At 70.5% G+C, this 16358-nt stretch carries 11 protein-coding genes; 9 read left to right on the top strand and 2 right to left on the bottom strand.

Annotated features, from left to right (window positions below):
* Positions 1 to 9 precede the first annotated feature (9 nt).
* The 9 genes from galA (at position 10) to J2Y70_RS04980 (ending at position 12849) form a co-directional block, all read left to right on the top strand.
* The gene (galA, locus tag J2Y70_RS04940; protein ID WP_309914034.1) at positions 10 to 2886 is read left to right on the top strand and encodes a beta-galactosidase GalA; all 2877 of its coding nucleotides are present in this window, start codon (positions 10 to 12) and stop codon (positions 2884 to 2886) included.
* Positions 2887 to 2950: 64 nt separating this feature from the next.
* Complete coding sequence (locus J2Y70_RS04945; protein ID WP_309914037.1) at positions 2951 to 5257, top strand: alpha-N-acetylglucosaminidase; 2307 nt, start codon at positions 2951 to 2953, stop codon at positions 5255 to 5257.
* Positions 5254 to 6408, top strand: coding sequence for a heparan-alpha-glucosaminide N-acetyltransferase domain-containing protein (locus J2Y70_RS04950; RefSeq protein WP_309914040.1), 1155 nt, complete (start codon positions 5254 to 5256; stop codon positions 6406 to 6408). Before J2Y70_RS04945 ends, J2Y70_RS04950 begins: the two co-directional genes overlap by 4 nt.
* 105 nt (positions 6409 to 6513) lie before the next feature.
* The gene (locus J2Y70_RS04955) at positions 6514 to 7236 is read left to right on the top strand and encodes a GntR family transcriptional regulator (RefSeq protein ID WP_263398522.1); all 723 of its coding nucleotides are present in this window, start codon (positions 6514 to 6516) and stop codon (positions 7234 to 7236) included.
* A gap of 40 nt (positions 7237 to 7276) precedes the next feature.
* Positions 7277 to 8557, top strand: a complete 1281-nt coding sequence (locus J2Y70_RS04960; protein WP_309914043.1) for a sugar MFS transporter — start codon at positions 7277 to 7279, stop codon at positions 8555 to 8557.
* Positions 8558 to 8599: 42 nt separating this feature from the next.
* Positions 8600 to 9667: a LacI family DNA-binding transcriptional regulator gene (locus tag J2Y70_RS04965; protein WP_263395727.1), complete on the top strand. Its 1068-nt coding sequence runs from the start codon at positions 8600 to 8602 to the stop codon at positions 9665 to 9667.
* Between the two features lie 8 nt (positions 9668 to 9675).
* Complete coding sequence (locus J2Y70_RS04970) at positions 9676 to 10704, top strand: SIS domain-containing protein (protein WP_309914718.1); 1029 nt, start codon at positions 9676 to 9678, stop codon at positions 10702 to 10704.
* Positions 10704 to 11849, top strand: coding sequence for an N-acetylglucosamine-6-phosphate deacetylase (nagA, locus tag J2Y70_RS04975; RefSeq protein WP_309914048.1), 1146 nt, complete (start codon positions 10704 to 10706; stop codon positions 11847 to 11849). Before J2Y70_RS04970 ends, nagA begins: the two co-directional genes overlap by 1 nt.
* A gap of 193 nt (positions 11850 to 12042) precedes the next feature.
* A complete protein-coding gene (locus tag J2Y70_RS04980; RefSeq protein ID WP_309914051.1) occupies positions 12043 to 12849 on the top strand; it encodes a fructosamine kinase family protein in 807 nt (268 codons plus the stop codon).
* 218 nt (positions 12850 to 13067) lie between these two features.
* On the opposite strand, the gene J2Y70_RS04985 is transcribed toward J2Y70_RS04980, so the two are convergent.
* Entirely contained in the window at positions 13068 to 14303 is a 1236-nt protein-coding gene (locus J2Y70_RS04985; protein ID WP_309914054.1) for a multifunctional CCA addition/repair protein, read from the bottom strand.
* Positions 14304 to 14388: 85 nt separating this feature from the next.
* Complete coding sequence (locus J2Y70_RS04990) at positions 14389 to 16356, bottom strand: transglycosylase SLT domain-containing protein (RefSeq protein WP_309914057.1); 1968 nt, start codon at positions 16354 to 16356, stop codon at positions 14389 to 14391.
* Between the last annotated feature and the right edge of the window lie 2 nt (positions 16357 to 16358).

Raw genomic sequence — 16358 nt, forward strand, 5'->3', positions numbered from 1 at the left:
GGCAGGCGCATGCAACGACGACAATTCCTGGTGGGCGGCGCCAGCGCCGGGCTGCTGCTGGCGGCGCCACGCTGGAGCTGGGCGGGCAGTGCGGCCGATGCCGGATTCGCCGGTACCGGTGGCCGCGCAGCGGCGGTGTCGCTATTGACGCTGGCGGTCGATCCGGGCGTGTTCTGCCTGGACGACGGCTGGCGTTTCCACGCTGGCGACATCGCGTTTCCGCCGATCACCGGGCAGGACGCCAGCTACGACAACGCCAAGGCCGGCAAGGCCTGGGGCGCGGCTGCGGGTGATTTCGACGACAGCCAGTGGCGGTCGTTGCGCCTGCCGCACGATTTCGCCATCGAGCAGCCGATCGAGGCCAGCGCCAACGTGGCGCAAGGCTATCGCCGCCGCGGCATCGCCTGGTACCGGCGCAGCCTGCGGCTGGACGAGGCGCTGCGCGGCAAGGCGCTGGAGCTGCGCTTGGACGGCATCTCCAGCCGCGCCACGGTCTGGGTCAACGGGTTGCTGATGGCGCGCAGCTGGAGCGGCTACGACGGCGTCGCCATCGACCTGAGCGCGATCGCGCGCTACGGGCAGGATCTCAATAGCATTGCCGTGCGCGTGGACGCCGAGGCGATGGATGGCTGGTGGTACGAAGGCGCCGGTCTGTACCGGCACACCTGGCTTGTTGTGCGCGATGCGCTGCATATCGTCGGCGACGGGGTGCATGCGGTGCCGCGCTTCGATGACCAGCGCTGGACGCTGCCGGTCGCGGTCAGCGTCGCCAATGCCGGCGAGCAAGCCGAAGCGGCGCTGCTGGAGGTGACGCTGTACGACGCGCATGGCGCGGTGGTGGCGCAGGGCAGCAGTGCGCTGCAGGTGGGCGCATTGGCGCAGGCCGTGGCGCAGGTCGAACTGCAGGTGCGCCAGCCGCAGCGCTGGGACGTGGCCGCGCCGCACCTGTACCGGGTCGCGGCGGTGCTGCGCGTCGCTGGCCGCGAGCGCGACCGCCGCGAGTGCGCGATCGGCTTTCGCACGCTGCGCTTCGACGCGCAGCAGGGCTTCTTCCTCAACGAACGGCCGCTCAAGATCAAGGGCGCCTGCCTGCACCAGGACCATGCCGGGGTCGGCGTGGCGGTGCCCGACAGCGTGCACGAGTTCCGCATCCGCCGGCTCAAGGCGCTGGGCTGCAACGCGATCCGCCTGCATCATGCGGTGGCCAGCGAACTGCTCGACGTCTGCGATCGCCTGGGCATGCTGGTGATGGCCGAGAACCGCGTGTTCAATCCGGCGCCGGACTACGCCGCGCAGCTGCGCTGGCTGATACGCCGCGACCGCAACCGTGCCTGCGTGTTCCTGTGGTCGGTGTTCAACGAGGAGCCGATGCAGGGCACCGCCGCCGGCTATCAGATGGTGCGCCGTGCGGTGGCGCTGGTGCGCGAACTGGACGACAGCCGCCCGGTGACCGCGGCGATGAACGACGGCATGCTGACCCAGCGCAACGCGGCGCATGCGGTGGACGTGGTCGGCTTCAACTACCGCCAGTTCAACTACGACCGCGTGCACGCGGCGATGCCGCATACGCCGCTGCTGTCCAGCGAAGACACCAGCGCCTTCCAGACCCGCGGCGCCTGGTTCACCGACATGGACGCGCACGTCATCGCCGAGGACGACTCGGTCGCCGCGCCGTGGGGCAACACCCATCGCACGTCCTGGAAGCTGGTCAACGAGCGCCCGTATCTGGCCGGCAGTTTCGTCTGGACCGGCTTCGACTACCGCGGCGAGCCGACCCCGTTCGAATGGCCGTCGGTGTCCTCGTTCTTCGGCATCATGGACCTGTGCGGTTTCCCGAAGGGTGCGTACTGGCTGCGCCAGGCGCAGTGGATCGACGACGCGCCGATACTGCAGCTGCTGCCGCACTGGAACTGGCCGGGCCGCGAGGGCACGCCGATCAAGGTGATGGCGTTCTGCAACGCGCAGCAGGTGGAGCTGTGGCTCAACGGGCAGTCGCAGGGGCGGCAGGCGGTGGACCGGATCGAGATGAATGCCTGGCAGGTGCCGTATGCGCCGGGCGTGCTGGAGGCGGTGGCCTATCGCGACGGCCGCGAGGTGGCGCGGCAGCGGGTGCAGACGGTCGGCGCGCCGGTCGCGCTGCGGCTGACCCCGGACCGGACGCGGATGCGTGGCGATGGCCGCGACGCGCAGCCGATCACCCTGGAGGCGGTGGATGCGCAGGGCCGCCACGTGCCGTTCGCCGATGCGCAGATCGCGCTGCAGGTCGACGGCGGGCGCCTGCTCGGCGTCGGCAACGGCGACCCCAACCGGCATGCCGCCGACAACGTGCCGCAGGTGCAGCTGTTCAACGGCCTGGCGCAGGCCATTGTCGAGGCCGGCAGCGGCCAGCGCCGGCTGCGCATCCAGGCGCGCGCGCCCGGTCTGCGTGCCGCGCAGGCGACGATCGACCTGGAAGAGGCGGCGCCGCCGCTGTCGCTGCCTCCCGCCGCCGCGGCGATGGTGGTGCCCGGCTGGCGGCGCACGCTGCCGTTCGCCGCGCCGCCGGACCCGGCGCTGCCGCGCGCGCCCAACGACAACAACAGCTGGAGCTTCTGCCAGCCGGGCAACCTGGAGACGCGCGCCGAGCGCGACGGCTATGTGCTGTACCGGGCGATGTTCACGCCGTGGGTGGGAATCCAGCAGCGCGGCGGCCGGCTGCGGCTCGGCCGCGCGACCGGCGCGGCGCAGGTGTACCTGGACCGGCGCCTGGTCGCCAGCGTCGCCGCCGGGCAGCATGCGCAGGTGACGCTGCTGGCAGCGGCCGGCGAACGGGTGCTGGCGGTGGTGATGCAGGTGACGGCCGGAATGCCTTTCGGCTTCGACGACGTAGCGACAGTGGAGTATTGACCGCATGAAACGAGCCTTCCGCCGTGTCTTCCCGCACTCGCGTGCCATCGCAAATGCCCTGCCGATGCTGCGGCGTGGAAGCGCCGCGTTGCTGCTGGCCTGCGCGTTGCTGGCGCCGGCCGCGCTCGCGGCGCCGGCGCCCGACGCACCGGGCGACGCCGCGCGCGGCGTGCTGCTGCGCACGCTCGGCCCGCGCGCGGCCGCGCTGGCCCTGCAGCGGCAGCCGCGCGGCGGCGGCAACGACTGGTATCAGGTCGGCGCCGATGCCGGCACCTTGCGCGTGTCCGGTTCTTCGGAAGTGGCGCTGGCGCATGGCGCGTACAGCTATCTGCAATCGATCGGCGCCGCCTCGGTGAGCTGGGAAGGCAGCCGCGTGGCGCTGCCCGCCGCCTACGCCGACTTCCGCGGACAGCGCGTGGTCACTCCGTTCGCCTACCGCGCCTATCTCAACGTCTGCACCTACGGCTACACCACGCCGTGGTGGGACTGGGCGCGTTGGGAACGCGAGATCGACTGGATGGCGCTGCACGGCGTCGACATGCCGCTGGCGATGGAAGGCCAGGACTACGTGTGGCAGGCGCTGTGGCGCGAGTTCGGCGTCGCCGACGCGGACCTGGCGCAGTATTTTTCCGGCCCGGCGTTCACGCCGTGGCAGCGCATGGGCAACATCGAAGGCTACGACGCGCCGCTGCCGCAGCAGTGGATCGAGGACAAGCACGCCCTGCAGCTGCGCATCCTGCAACGCATGCGCGCGCTGGGCATGAAGCCGGTGCTGCCAGCCTTCGCCGGCTACGTGCCGAAAGCGTTCGCGCAGGCGCACCCGCAGGCGCGCATCTACCGCATGCGCGCCTGGGAAGGCTTCCACGAGACCTATTGGCTGGATCCGGCCGATCCGCTGTTCGCCAAGATCGCGCAGCGCTTCATCCAGCTCTACGACCGCACCTACGGCAAGGGCACCTACTACCTGGCCGATGCGTTCAACGAGATGCTGCCGCCGATCGCCGCCGACGGCAGCGACGCGCGCCTGGCCAGCTACGGCGACAGCACCGCCAACACCGCCCATACCGACAAGACCGCTCCCGCGACGCCCGAGGTGCCGCCGGCGCAGCGCGACAAGCGCCTGGCCGACTACGGCCGCGCGCTCTACGCATCGATCCATCGCGCCAATCCCGACGCGGTGTGGGTGATGCAGGGCTGGCTGTTCGGCGCCGACCGCCACTTCTGGACGCCGCAGGCGATCGCCGCGTTCCTGCGCGAGGTGCCCAACGACAAGCTGCTGGTGCTGGACATCGGCAACGATCGCTACCCGGGCACCTGGAAACTGTCCGAGGCGTTCGACGGCAAGCAGTGGATCTACGGCTACGTGCACAACTACGGCGGCAGCAACCCGGTGTACGGCGACCTGGCGTTCTATCGCGACGACCTGCGCGCGCTGCTCGCCGACAAGGACAAGCGGCAGTTGGTCGGCTTCGGCGCGTTCCCGGAAGGCCTGCACAACAACTCGGTGGTCTACGAATACATGTACGCCCTGGCCTGGGGCGCGCAGGAGCGTCCGCTGCAGGAATGGCTCGGCGACTACACCCGCGCCCGCTACGGGCATACCTCGCCGGCGTTGCGCGCGGCCTGGGACGACCTGCAGGCTTCGGTGCTGTCGACCCGCTATTGGACGCCGCGCTGGTGGCGCAGCCGTGCCGGTGCGTACCTGCTGTTCAAGCGGCCGACGCTGGACATCGGCGAATTCGAAGGCGCCCCCGGTGATCCGCCGCGCCTGCGCCGTGCGCTGGACCAGTTGCTGGCGTTGGCGCCGGAGTACGCCGACGCGCCGCTGTACCGCTACGACCTGGTCGACTTCGCCCGCCACTACGCCAGCGGCCGCGTGGACGCGCACTTGCAGCAGGCGGTGGCCGCGTACAAGCGCGGCGACGTCGCCGCCGGCGATGCCGCATTCGCCCGCGTGCAGGCGGCGGTGCAGCAACTCGACGGCCTGGTCGGCGGCCAGCAGGAAACCCTGTCGAGCTGGCTCGACGATGCCGAAGGCTATGCGAAGACGCCGCAGGACGCGGCCTATTACCGGCGCGACGCCAAGGCGCAGGTCAGCGTGTGGGGCGGCGAGGGCAATCTCGGCGACTACGCGTCCAAGGCCTGGCAAGGCATGTACGCCGACTACTATCTGCCGCGCTGGGCGCTGGCGATGCAGGCGCTGCGCGACGCGGCGGTCGCCGGCGGCAGCGTGGACGAGGCGGCGCTGCAGCAGCGCTTGCGCGCGTGGGAGCAGGCCTGGGTGAAGCGCGAGACGCCATACACGCGTAAAACGCCGGCCGACCCGGTCGCTGCGGTACGCACCCTGCTGCACGAGGTGGATGCCCGATGAGCGCCGCGTCCGTGACCCTTCCCGCCGCGGCGCCGTCGCGCGAGCGCTTCCTGTCGCTGGACGTGTTCCGCGGCCTGACCATCTTCCTGATGATCCTGGTCAACACGCCCGGCGCCGGCGCCGATGCGTTCGCGCAGCTGCGGCATGCGCCATGGTTCGGCTTCACCGCCGCCGATCTGGTGTTCCCGTCGTTCCTGTTCGCGGTCGGCAACGCGATGAGCTTCGCGCTGGATCGCGGCCAGCCGCTCGGCGCGTTCCTGCGCCGGGTCGGCAAGCGCAGCGCGCTGATCTTCCTGCTCGGCTTCCTGATGTACTGGTTTCCGTTCGTGCACCACGGCGCCGACGGTAGCTGGACCTTCACCGCGATCGACCAGACCCGGGTGCCGGGCGTGCTGCAGCGCATCGCGCTGTGCTACGCGCTGGCGGCGCTGCTGTGCCGCTGGCTGCCGCCGCGCGGCCTGCTCGGCGCTTGCGTCGCGCTGCTGCTCGGCTATTGGGCGGCGCTGTACTTGTGGGGCCAGCCGGGCGCGGAACTGAGCAAGCTCGGCAACGCCGGCACGCGCCTGGACCTGTGGCTGCTGGATCCGGCGCAGCTGTACCGCAAGGACGGCGGCTTCGATCCGGAAGGCCTGCTCGGCACATTGCCGGCCACGGTCAACGTCATCGCCGGTTACCTGACCGGCCTGTACGTACGCCGCGTCGGCAAGCAGGCGCGTACGGCCGGCTGGCTGTCGCTGGCAGGCGTCGCCCTGGTCGTGCTGGCCCTGGCCTGGCAGCCGTGGTTCCCGCTGTCCAAGAAGCTGTGGACCGGTTCGTTCGTGCTGCTGACCGTGGGCCTGGACCTGCTGTTGCTGGGCGCGCTGCTGTGGGCGATCGAAGTGCGGCGTTGGCAGGCCGGCAGCGGCTTCTTCACCGTGCTCGGGCGCAATCCGCTGGCGATCTACCTGTTCTCCGAGCTGTTCGTGATCAGCCTCGGCTTGTTGCCGGTCGGAAGCAGCGGGCACGGCCTGTACCAGTGGGTCGGTATCGCGGTGTTCCAGCGGCTGGTGCCGGGGCCCTGGGGCAGCCTGGCCTGCGCGCTGGCCTACACCCTGCTGTGCTGGGCGGTGGGCTGGTGGATGGACCGCCGGCGGCTGTACCTGCGGCTCTGACCCCGGCGTGCACGGGTCGCGGATTGGTACTATATTGGACCTAACGAATTCATGCGGTCTGGAGCGAGCACGATGACCAAGCCCAAGCCGGAGGCCGACCCCAGACTGGCGGGCCTGGCGGTGGACCCGAGCGCGCCGACCCCGCTGTACCTGCAACTGGCGAGCAAGCTGGTCGAGGCGATCAAGGGCGGGCAGTGGAAGCCGGGCGAGGCCTTGCCGGCCGAACGCCAGTTGTGCGAGCAGCTGCAGGTGTCGCGGGTGACCCTGCGCCAGGCGGTGGATGCGCTGGTCGAACAGGGCCTGGTCTCGCGCCGGCAGGGCGCCGGCACCTTCATCACCTCGCATATCCAGCACCAGCTCAGTGGCCTGGCCAGCTTCAGCGAGACCCTGCGCATGAAGGGCCTGGAACCGGGCACGCGCTGGCTGGAGCGGCGCATCCGCCCGGCCCACGGCGAGGAGATTCTGCGCCTGGGCCTGTCGCCGGACACCGTGGTGGCGTCGCTGACCCGCCTGCGCAGCGCCGACGGCCGGGTCATGGCCTACGAGAAGGCGGTGCTGCCGCAGCGCGTCGTGCCCGATCCGCTGGCGATCGGCGATTCGCTGTACGCCCACTTGGACGAGCACGGCCACCCGGTGGTGCGCGCGTTGCAGTACTTCCGCGCGATCAACCTGCCGGCGCGGCTGGCCGGACACCTGGGGATGAAGGAGGGCGAGGCGATCCTGCACGTGGTGCGGGTCGGCTACACCCGCGACGGCAGCGCGATCGAGCTGACCGATACCTATTGCCACAACGACTACTACGACTTCGTCGCCGAACTGCGACGCTGATCCGCCCGACCCCACGCGCCCTCCCGGAGCCCGCCCGCCCATGACCACCGCACGGCCTGCCAGTCCCTTCGCCTCGATCGCCATCGTCGGGTTGCTGTTCTTCATCATCGGCTTCTTCACCTGGATCAACGGCCCGCTGATCACCTTCGTGCGGCTGGCGTTCGACCTCAACGAGGTCAACGCGTTCCTGGTGCTGATGGTGTTCTACCTGTCGTATTTCTTCCTGGCGCTGCCGTCGTCGTGGATCCTCAAGCGCACCGGCATGAAGAAGGGCCTGGCGCTGAGCCTGGTGGTGATGGCGGTGGGCGCGGCGGCGTTCGGCCAGTTCGCCACGCAGCGTTTCTATCCCGGCGCGCTGGCCGGCCTGTTCGTGATCGGCAGCAGCCTGGCGCTGCTGCAGACCGCGATCAATCCGTACATCAGCATCCTCGGCCCGATCGAGAGCGCGGCGCGGCGCATCGCGGTGATGGGCATCTGCAACAAGATCGCCGGCATCCTGGCGCCGTTCCTGATCGGCACGCTGGTGCTGCACGGCGTCGGCGACCTGTCCATGCAGGTGCAGGCCGCCGACCCGGTGGCCAAGGACGTGCTGCTCGACGCGTTCGCCGCCAAGATCCACCTGCCGTACCTGGTGATGGCCGGAGTGCTGGTGTTGGTGGCGATCGGCGTGCTGTTCTCGCCGCTGCCGGAGCTGAAGGCGTCCGAAGCTAACGCCACGCCGGCCGCCGCCGGCAATGCCGCGCAGAAGACCAGCATCTTCCAGTTCCCGCACCTGTGGCTGGGCGTGCTGTGCCTGTTCGTGTACGTGGGCGTGGAAGTGATGGCCGGCGATGCGATCGGCACCTACGGCAACGGCTTCCACCTGCCGCTGGACCAGACCAAGCTGTTCACCTCGTTCACCCTGGCGGCGATGCTGGCCGGCTACGTCGCCGGCCTGCTGCTGATCCCGAAGGTGATCTCGCAGGCGCGCTACCTCAGCGTCTCGGCGCTGCTGGGCGTGCTGTTCTCGCTCGGCGCCTACGTCACCCATGGCTACGTGTCGGTGGCCTTCGTCGCCGCGCTGGGCTTCGCCAACGCGATGATGTGGCCGGCGATCTTCCCGCTGGCGATCAAGGGCCTGGGCCGCCACACCGAGATCGGCTCGGCGCTGCTGGTGATGGGCATCGCCGGCGGCGCGATCATCCCGCAGCTGTTCGCGGTGCTGAAGCAGCACTTCGACTTCCAGCTGGTGTTCCTGCTGCTGATGGTGCCCTGCTATCTGTACATCCTGTTCTATTCCCTGATCGGCCACCGCGCCGGCCAGGCCTCGGCCGGCGCGTGATCGCGCATCATGGGCACACTTCCCGACGTGCAGGACCGCAGCATGCGTAGACCCACCATCAAAGACGTCGCCGAACGGGCGCGGGTGTCGCTGAAGACCGTGTCGCGGGTCATCAACAACGAACCGTCGGTGATGCAGGCCACGCGCGCGCGCGTGCTGCACGCCATCGCCGAACTGGACTACGAGCCGGATCCGTCGGCGCGCAACCTGCGCAGCGGCACCCCGTTCGTGATCGGGCTGGTGTACGACAATCCCAATCCGTACCACATCATCGGCGTGCAGAACGGGGTGCTGGCGGCGTGCCGCGAGACCGGCTTCGGCCTGCAGATCCATCCCTGCGACTCGACCTCGCCGATGCTGGCCGAGGAACTGGCCGAGTGGACCCAGCGTTCGCGCCTGGCCGGACTGGTGCTGACCGCGCCGATGTCCGAGCGCGCCGAACTGGTCGCGGCGTTGAGCGCGCGCGGGATCAAGACCGTGCGCATCATCGCCGCCACCGAAGATCCCAAGGACGGCCCCTGTGTCTATGTCGACGACCGCGACGCCGCCTACGAGGTCACCGAGCACCTGATCCAGCTCGGCCACCAGCGCATCGGTTTCCTGTGGGGCGGTACCTCGCACCGCTCCAGCGGCGAGCGCTATGCCGGCTACGAAGCGGCGCTGAAGGACTACGGCATCACCCTGGACAAGCACCTGGTGATTCCCGGCGACTACACCTTCGACGACGGTTTCCGCGGCGCGCGGCGGTTGCTGGCGCTGCGCGAACCGCCGACCGCGATCTTCGGTTCCAACGACGAGATCGCCGCCGGCGTGCTGGCCGCGGCCAAGTCGGCCGGCATGAACGTGCCCTACGACCTGTCCATCGCCGGCTTCGAGGACAGCCCGTTCTCGCGCCAGTCGTGGCCGGCGCTGACCACCGCCAAGCAGGCCACCGAGGACATCGCCCGCCATGCCGCGCGGCTGCTGATCAGCCAGCTGCGCAGCGATGCCTACGAAGAGCATCCGGCGCCGATGCACAACCAGGGTTTCGTGCCGCAGCTGGTGGTGCGCGGCTCCACCGCGCCGATGCAGCCGCACTCCCGCCGCTCTCCTTCCCCCGATCCCACATGACCCTGCCCATGGCATTGCCTACCGAAACCGAAACCCTGATGTTCCGCGAAGCGGCGCAAACCGCCGACGTCGTCGCCGCGCAGTTCGCCCGCAACCATGCGGTGGTGAGCGCGCTGGCCGCGGCGCTGCGCGCCGATCCGCCGCCGTTCGTGGTCACCTGCGCGCGCGGCAGTTCCGACCACGCCGCAACCTACGCCAAGTACCTGTTCGAGACCCAGCTCGGCGTGGTCACCGCCTCGGCCTCGCCGTCGGTGGGCTCGGTGTATGCCTCGCCGCTGCAGTTGCGCGGCGCGCTGTACGTGGTGATCTCGCAATCCGGCAAGAGCCCGGACCTGCTGCGCAACGCGGAAGCGGCCAAGGCCGCCGGCGCGCGCTTGGTGGCGCTGGTCAACGTTGAGGATTCGCCATTGGCACAGCTGGCCGACACGGTGATTCCGCTCGGCGCCGGCCCGGAGAAAAGCGTGGCGGCGACCAAGAGCTACCTGGCCTCGCTGGCGGCGATCCTGCAGCTCGGCGCGTACTGGAAGAACGACCCGGCGCTGCTCGCCGCGCTGGACGCGCTGCCGCAGGCGCTGCGCGCCGCCTGGCAGGCCGACTGGCGCCCGCTCACCGACGGCCTGGCCGATGCGCACAACCTGTTCGTGCTCGGCCGCGGCCTGGGCCTGGCCGCCGCGCAGGAGGCGGCGCTGAAGTTCAAGGAAACCTGCGGCCTGCACGCCGAGGCGTACAGCTCGGCGGAAGTGAAGCACGGGCCGATGGCGCTGGTCGGCCCCGGTTTCCCGGTGCTGGCCTTCGCCCAGCCGGACGAGACCGGCCCCGGCACCCGCAGCCTGGCCGAAGAGTTCCGCGGCCGCGGCGCGCAGGTGTGGCTGGCCAGCGCCGACGGCGACCTGCCGCTGGTCGCCGCGCCGCACCCGGTGTGCGCGCCGCTGCTGACCATCCAGAGTTTCTACCGCGCGATCAACGCGCTGGCGCTGCGCCGCGGCTACAACCCGGACCTGCCGCCGCATCTGAACAAAGTGACGGAGACGGTGTAATGACGACGACGGCGCTGCGCAATGCGCGCGTACTCGGCGAGGACGGATTCCTCGATGGCGTGAGCGTGCTGCTGGACGGCGGACGCATCGCCGCGGTGCTCGACGACGGCGACGCGCGCGTGGCCGCGGCGGCGCAGCAGCGGGATCTGGGCGGCGACACGCTGCTGCCCGGCTTCATCGACCTGCAGGTCAACGGCGGCGGCGGCGTGCTGTTCAACAACCACACCGATGCCGACGCGCTGCGCCGCATCGGCCAGGCGCATCGCCGCTACGGCACCACCGGCTACCTGCCGACGCTGATCAGCGACGACGTGGCGGTGATGCGCGCGGCGATCGCCGCGACCCGCCAGGCGATCGCCGACGGCGTGCCGGGCGTGCTCGGCATCCACCTGGAAGGCCCGTACCTGGCGCCGGCGCGCAAGGGCACCCACAACGTCGACAAGTTCCGCGTGCCCGATGCCGAGGAACTGGCGCTGGCCACCTCGCTGGACAACGGCGTCACCCTGATCACGCTGGCGCCGGAGCGCCTGCCGGCCGACAGCATCCGCGCCCTGGCCGCGACCGGCGCGCGCGTGTTCGCCGGGCACACCGCCGGCAGCTACGACGAGATCCGCGCCGGCCTGGACGCGGGCATCTGCGGCTTCACCCATCTGTACAACGCGATGTCGCCGCTGCAGGGGCGCGATCCCGGCGCGGTGGGCGCGGCGCTGGAAGACCGCCACGCCTGGTGCGGCCTGATCGTCGACGGCGTGCACGTGCATCCGGCCAGCCTGCGCGTGGCGCTGGCGGCCAAGCCGCGCGGCACGCTGTTCCTGGTCACCGACGCGATGCCGATGGTCGGTGCCGACAGCCCAAGCTTCGACCTGTACGGCGAAACCATCACCGCCGTGGATGGCGTGGTGCGCAACGCCGCCGGCACGCTGGCCGGCTCGGCGCTGGACATGGCCAGCGCGGTGCGCAACAGCGTGCAATGGCTGGGCGTGACGCTCGACGAAGCCGCGCGCATGGCCTCGCTGTATCCGGCGCAATGCGTGGGCCTGGACGACCGCTACGGCCGCATCGCAGCGGGCTACCAGGCCGACCTGGTGCTGCTCGACGACGCGCTGCAGGTGCGGCACACCTGGATCGCGGGGGTGATGGAGTAAACGGCAGATCGGCGATGTCCGACGCCCGGCGGCAACGCCAGCCAGGCGTCGCGCGTTGCGCTGCGGGCGCAGACTGCGTGCCTGCGTTGTAGAGCGCGCCGGCCGTCGCCGCCCTGCCGGTGACGCGCGTCGCGACCGATGTCGCGTGTCGCACGCGACATCGCCTTGACCGAAGCCGCTCTAGCCTCGTGCGATGCAATCGACCACGAGCGTCCCGTTCCCGCTGCCGCGCAGCGACGGCCTGCACCGGCTGACGTTGTCCGACGGCCGTCGCGCAATCCGCAAACGCCGCCGCGCGATGCCGGCCGACTTCTTCGCCGCTGAAGTGCGCGGCCTGGACGCACTGCGCGTTGCCGGTGGTCTGCGCGTGCCGCAGATCTATGCGCATGGCGAAGATTGGCTGTTGCTCGAAGACCTGGGCGCGGCAGCGCCGCATCCGCACTTCGCCCGACTCGCCGGCGAGGGCCTAGCGCGCCAGCACCGCGTACGCAGCGAGCGCTTCGGTTTCGACCAGGACGGTTATATCGGCGACAGTCCACAGGACAACCGTACCGACAGCGACGGGCATCGGTTCTTCGTCGAGCGACGGTTGCGCCCGCAGGCAGAGCGCGCGCTGCGCAACGCAGCGCTGGTACCTGCCGACATGACGCGCCTCGAACGGCTGTACGCACGCCTGCCGCAGTTAATTCCGGCGCAGCCGCCGGTGCTGCTGCACGGCGATCTATGGCAGGTCAACCTGCATTGCGCCGGTGACGGCCTGCCGGCGCTGATCGATGCCGGCGCGGCGCACTATGGCTGGGCCGAGGCCGACCTGGCGATGCTGCTGCTGTTCGGCGACCCCGACCCGCAGCTGTTCCTCTGCTATGCCGAGCACGCGCCCCTCGCTGCGGACTGGCGCGAACGCGTGCCGCTGTACAACCTCTACCACCTGCTCAACCACCTCAACCTGTTCGGTGGCGGCTATCTGCGAGCGGTGCGTGCGGTGCTGGCGCGCTATTGATGGCGCGATGTGTGCGGCTGGCGAATTCGGCCAAGACATCTGCGACGGCGGTTTGTTGTAGGAGCGGCTTCAGCCGCGACAGATATCCCGAGCGACCTGTTGCCGATCGAGATCGCCGACGACCTGTCGCGGCTGAAGCCGCTCCTACAGGGTTTCCCAGAATCACGGAACAAGCGCCTGGGCCAACTGCGAGATATGTGGCGTGAGGCCTGGCCGCATCAGTCCGCGGGCGCGGCGCGCGCTGCGGCGATCGCCTTGATCCGCGCCTTCGCCAGTGCCTCGCCGATCTGCGGACCGCTCAGGCCCTGCGCGGCCAGGTCGCGGGCGTTGATCGCCAGTGCGGCGGCGTGCAGGCGCTGCAGTTCGCGGCCCTGCGGGTAGTCGGCGTCCTCGCTGCCGAGGCGGCCGCGCTTGTCGGCCTCGCACACCAGCGCCAGTTGCGCGATGCGCTCGGGCTTGCGGAAGCCGTCGCAGCGCTGCAGCAGTTCGTGCACGGTGCGATCGCGCAGCTCGGCCAGGCGATGCACGTTCAAGTGCTCGCGGCAGGCGATCTCGGCCAGCTGGCGGTGTTCCTGCGGCAGCTTCAGGCGCTCGCACAGTGCGCGCAGCGGGGTGACGCCGCGCTGTTCGTGCATCACGTGGCGGGGCCATTCCGCTTCAGGCGTCAGCGCCTTGCCCAGGTCGTGGGTCAGTGCGGCGAAACCGATCAGCGCATCGCCCGGCGCGAGCCGCGCGGCCATGTCGCTGACCAGTTCCTGGTGGCGGCCGGTGTCGATCTCGGGATGGTATTCGGCGCGCTGCGGCACGCCATACAGCGCGTCCAGTTCCGGCAGCACGCTGCGCAGCGCGTCGGCGTCGTGCAGCGTGCGCAGGAACGCCGAGGGCTGTGCCGCGGCCAGGCTGCGCCGCAGTTCCTGCCACACGCGCTCGGGCACCAGCGTGTCCAGTTCGCCGCTGGCCGCCATCTCGCGCATCAGCGCCAGCGTTTCCGGCGCCACGCTGAAGCCCAGCGGCGCCAGCCGCGCCATGAAGCGCGCGGCGCGCAGCACGCGCAGCGGGTCTTCGCCGAACGCGGGGCCGATATGGCGCAGTACGCGCTGCTCGATGTCGCGCACGCCGCCGTACGGATCGACCAGCGCACCGCTGTCCTCGTCGCGGGCGATCGCGTTGATGGTGAAGTCGCGCCGCTGCAGGTCTTCTTTCAACGTCACCGACGGGTCGGCGTCGACGACGAAGCCGTGGTAACCGCGCCCGGACTTGCGCTCGGTACGCGCCAGCGCGTATTCCTCGCCACTGTGCGGATGCAGGAACACCGGGAAATCGCGGCCGACCTGCTTGTAACCCAGTTCCAGCATTTGCTGCGGCGTGGCGCCGACCACGACCCAGTCGCGGTCGCCTGGCGGCCGCTTGAGCAGGCTGTCGCGGACGGCGCCGCCGACGAGATAGGTCTTCATCGGGCGGGACCGGGGACCGGGGACCGGGGACCCGGAACAGCGGCTGCGTAGGTGTCGCGCCGCTCCTGCGAAGCGGAGCGGGGACTCATTGTCCGGTCCCGGCGTTGGCGCCGGTGGATGGGCAGACGAACTTCTTGCGCGGCGCGTCGAGCTTGCCAAGCATGCGGTCGCTGACCGGCAGTGCGTCGCCGTTGAGGCGCCAGTCGTAGATCACGCTGAAGGCGAGGATGCGTGCGACGTATTCGCGGGTTTCCTTGTAGCTGATCGTCTCGATCCAGAAGTCGGCGTCGTGGCCGGGGCGTTGGCTCTGCCAGCGCTGCGCCGGGCCGGGGCCGGCGTTGTAGGCGGCGATGGTCAGGTACGGCAGGCCGTAGGTATTCAGCAGCTGGCGCAGGTAGGCGGTACCGATGGCGATGTTGGTGTCCGGGTCGTACAGGCTGGCGGCACCGCCGTAGCCGGCCAGGCCGAGGTTCCTGGCGACGCTGGCGCCGGTGGCCGGCAGCACCTGCATCAGGCCCATCGCATTGGCCGGCGAACGCGCGTTCGGATTGAAGATGCTCTCGGCGCGGATTTCGGCGGCGACCCAGGCCGGGTCGATGGCGTTCTTGCCGGCTTCGCGGCGGATGGTGGCGTCGTGGTGCAACGGGAAGCGCAGCGAATACAGGCGCTGCTCGTCCGGCGACTTGCCCAGCGAGAACACTGCGCGGTCGAACCAGCCGTTGTCGCGCGCCACTTCCACCGCGATGCGCCGCCGGGTGTCGTCGAAGCGGCTCAGCGCGTCGTTCCATTCGGCCACCGCCCAGGACGCGCGCTCGATCTTGAACAGTTCCAGCGCGCGCACCAATGCCGGATCGCGCGCGACCGCGGCCTGCGCCTGCGCGCTGTCGTTGGGCTCCCACGGGCACAGCGCGTACGGCTGCTTGAGCCGGTCGGCGGCCATGAAGCCGTGGAAGGTGGCGGACTTGGCCGCCTCGCGGTACAGCCGCTGCGCCTCGCCGGCATTGCCGGTCTTCTCCGCCAGCCGCGCCTCGAAATACTGCCAGCGCGAATCGCTGCGCTGCGCCGGCGCCATCTTGCGGATCGCCGCAAGCGCCGCGGGCCAGTCGCCGCGCGACATTGCCTCGCGCGCGCGCCACTCGTGCAGGCGCTCGTCGTAGGCGGACTCGGGTACCGCGTTGAGCCGGCGCGCCGAATCCGGGCCGTAGGATGCCACTGTCCACAGCGCGATCTGGTACAGCACTTCGCCGCGTTGCGCCTCGCTCAGCTGCAGCGCCTGGGCGAACTGCGGCAACTGCCGCTCGGCCGCATCCGGATCGGTCTTGGCCAGTTTTTCCAGGCCGTCCACCGCCACCTTGCGGCTGCGTTCGGTCTTCGGCCAGGTCAGCGCACGCGTATGCACCGCGTCCAGGAACGCCGCGTAGTCGTTGGCCAGGGCCAGCTCGGCGGCGGGCAGGCCGCGCGCGGCGCTGCGCATCACCGCCGGCTGCTGCGCGTCGGCCGCCGCTTCCACGCGCGTCCAACGCAACGCATCGGTCATGCCGCCGCGCGCCTGCAGCACCGCGAACACCGCATCGCAGGCATCCGGCAGCGATTTGCCGCTGCTGCGCCACAACGCCTGCGCCTCGTCGACCCATTGCGCATCGGCGCGGCCGGTGGCCTGCCGCGCGTTGAGCTGGGCACAGCGCAGGCCGGTGTTGTCGGTGGGTTTCCAGTTGGCCAGCAGCGCCGGCCAATCCTGGCGCCGCGCCAGCGCCGGCAGCCACAGCGTGCGGAAACTCTCGGCCACCGGTTGCCCGGCGTAGCGCTTGAGGAAATCCTGCGCCTGCGCGTCGGAGACGCGGTCGATGTTGCGGCGCAGGTTGGCGTATTCGAGCCAGCCGTACAGCGGATGCTGCCTGAATGCCGCCGCCTGGGCGGGATCGAACTGGCCGCGCTCGGCGGCGTCGATCGCCGCGCGCAGCGCCGGACGCTGGGCATCCAGGTTCTGGGCGAGGGCGGGAGCGGTGCCGCATAACGCGGCGGCGAGCAGCAGGAGAGACGTGCGCAATTTCATGC

This window comes from Xanthomonas sp. 1678, from assembly GCF_031455575.1.
Taxonomy (GTDB): Bacteria; Pseudomonadota; Gammaproteobacteria; order Xanthomonadales; family Xanthomonadaceae; genus Xanthomonas_A.

Bases quoted from the DNA above. Each gene is read 5' to 3' on its own strand.
- galA (WP_309914034.1), top strand. From the start codon at position 10: ATGCAACGACGACAATTCCTGGTGGGCGGCGCCAGCGCCGGGCTGCTG.
- J2Y70_RS04985 (WP_309914054.1), bottom strand. From the start codon at position 14,303: ATGAAGACCTATCTCGTCGGCGGCGCCGTCCGCGACAGCCTGCTCAAG.
- J2Y70_RS04980 (WP_309914051.1), top strand. From the start codon at position 12,043: ATGCAATCGACCACGAGCGTCCCGTTCCCGCTGCCGCGCAGCGACGGC.
- J2Y70_RS04960 (WP_309914043.1), top strand. From the start codon at position 7,277: ATGACCACCGCACGGCCTGCCAGTCCCTTCGCCTCGATCGCCATCGTC.
- J2Y70_RS04950 (WP_309914040.1), top strand. From the start codon at position 5,254: ATGAGCGCCGCGTCCGTGACCCTTCCCGCCGCGGCGCCGTCGCGCGAG.
- J2Y70_RS04965 (WP_263395727.1), top strand. From the start codon at position 8,600: ATGCGTAGACCCACCATCAAAGACGTCGCCGAACGGGCGCGGGTGTCG.
- nagA (WP_309914048.1), top strand. From the start codon at position 10,704: ATGACGACGACGGCGCTGCGCAATGCGCGCGTACTCGGCGAGGACGGA.
- J2Y70_RS04970 (WP_309914718.1), top strand. From the start codon at position 9,676: ATGGCATTGCCTACCGAAACCGAAACCCTGATGTTCCGCGAAGCGGCG.
- J2Y70_RS04990 (WP_309914057.1), bottom strand. From the start codon at position 16,356: ATGAAATTGCGCACGTCTCTCCTGCTGCTCGCCGCCGCGTTATGCGGC.
- J2Y70_RS04945 (WP_309914037.1), top strand. From the start codon at position 2,951: ATGCTGCGGCGTGGAAGCGCCGCGTTGCTGCTGGCCTGCGCGTTGCTG.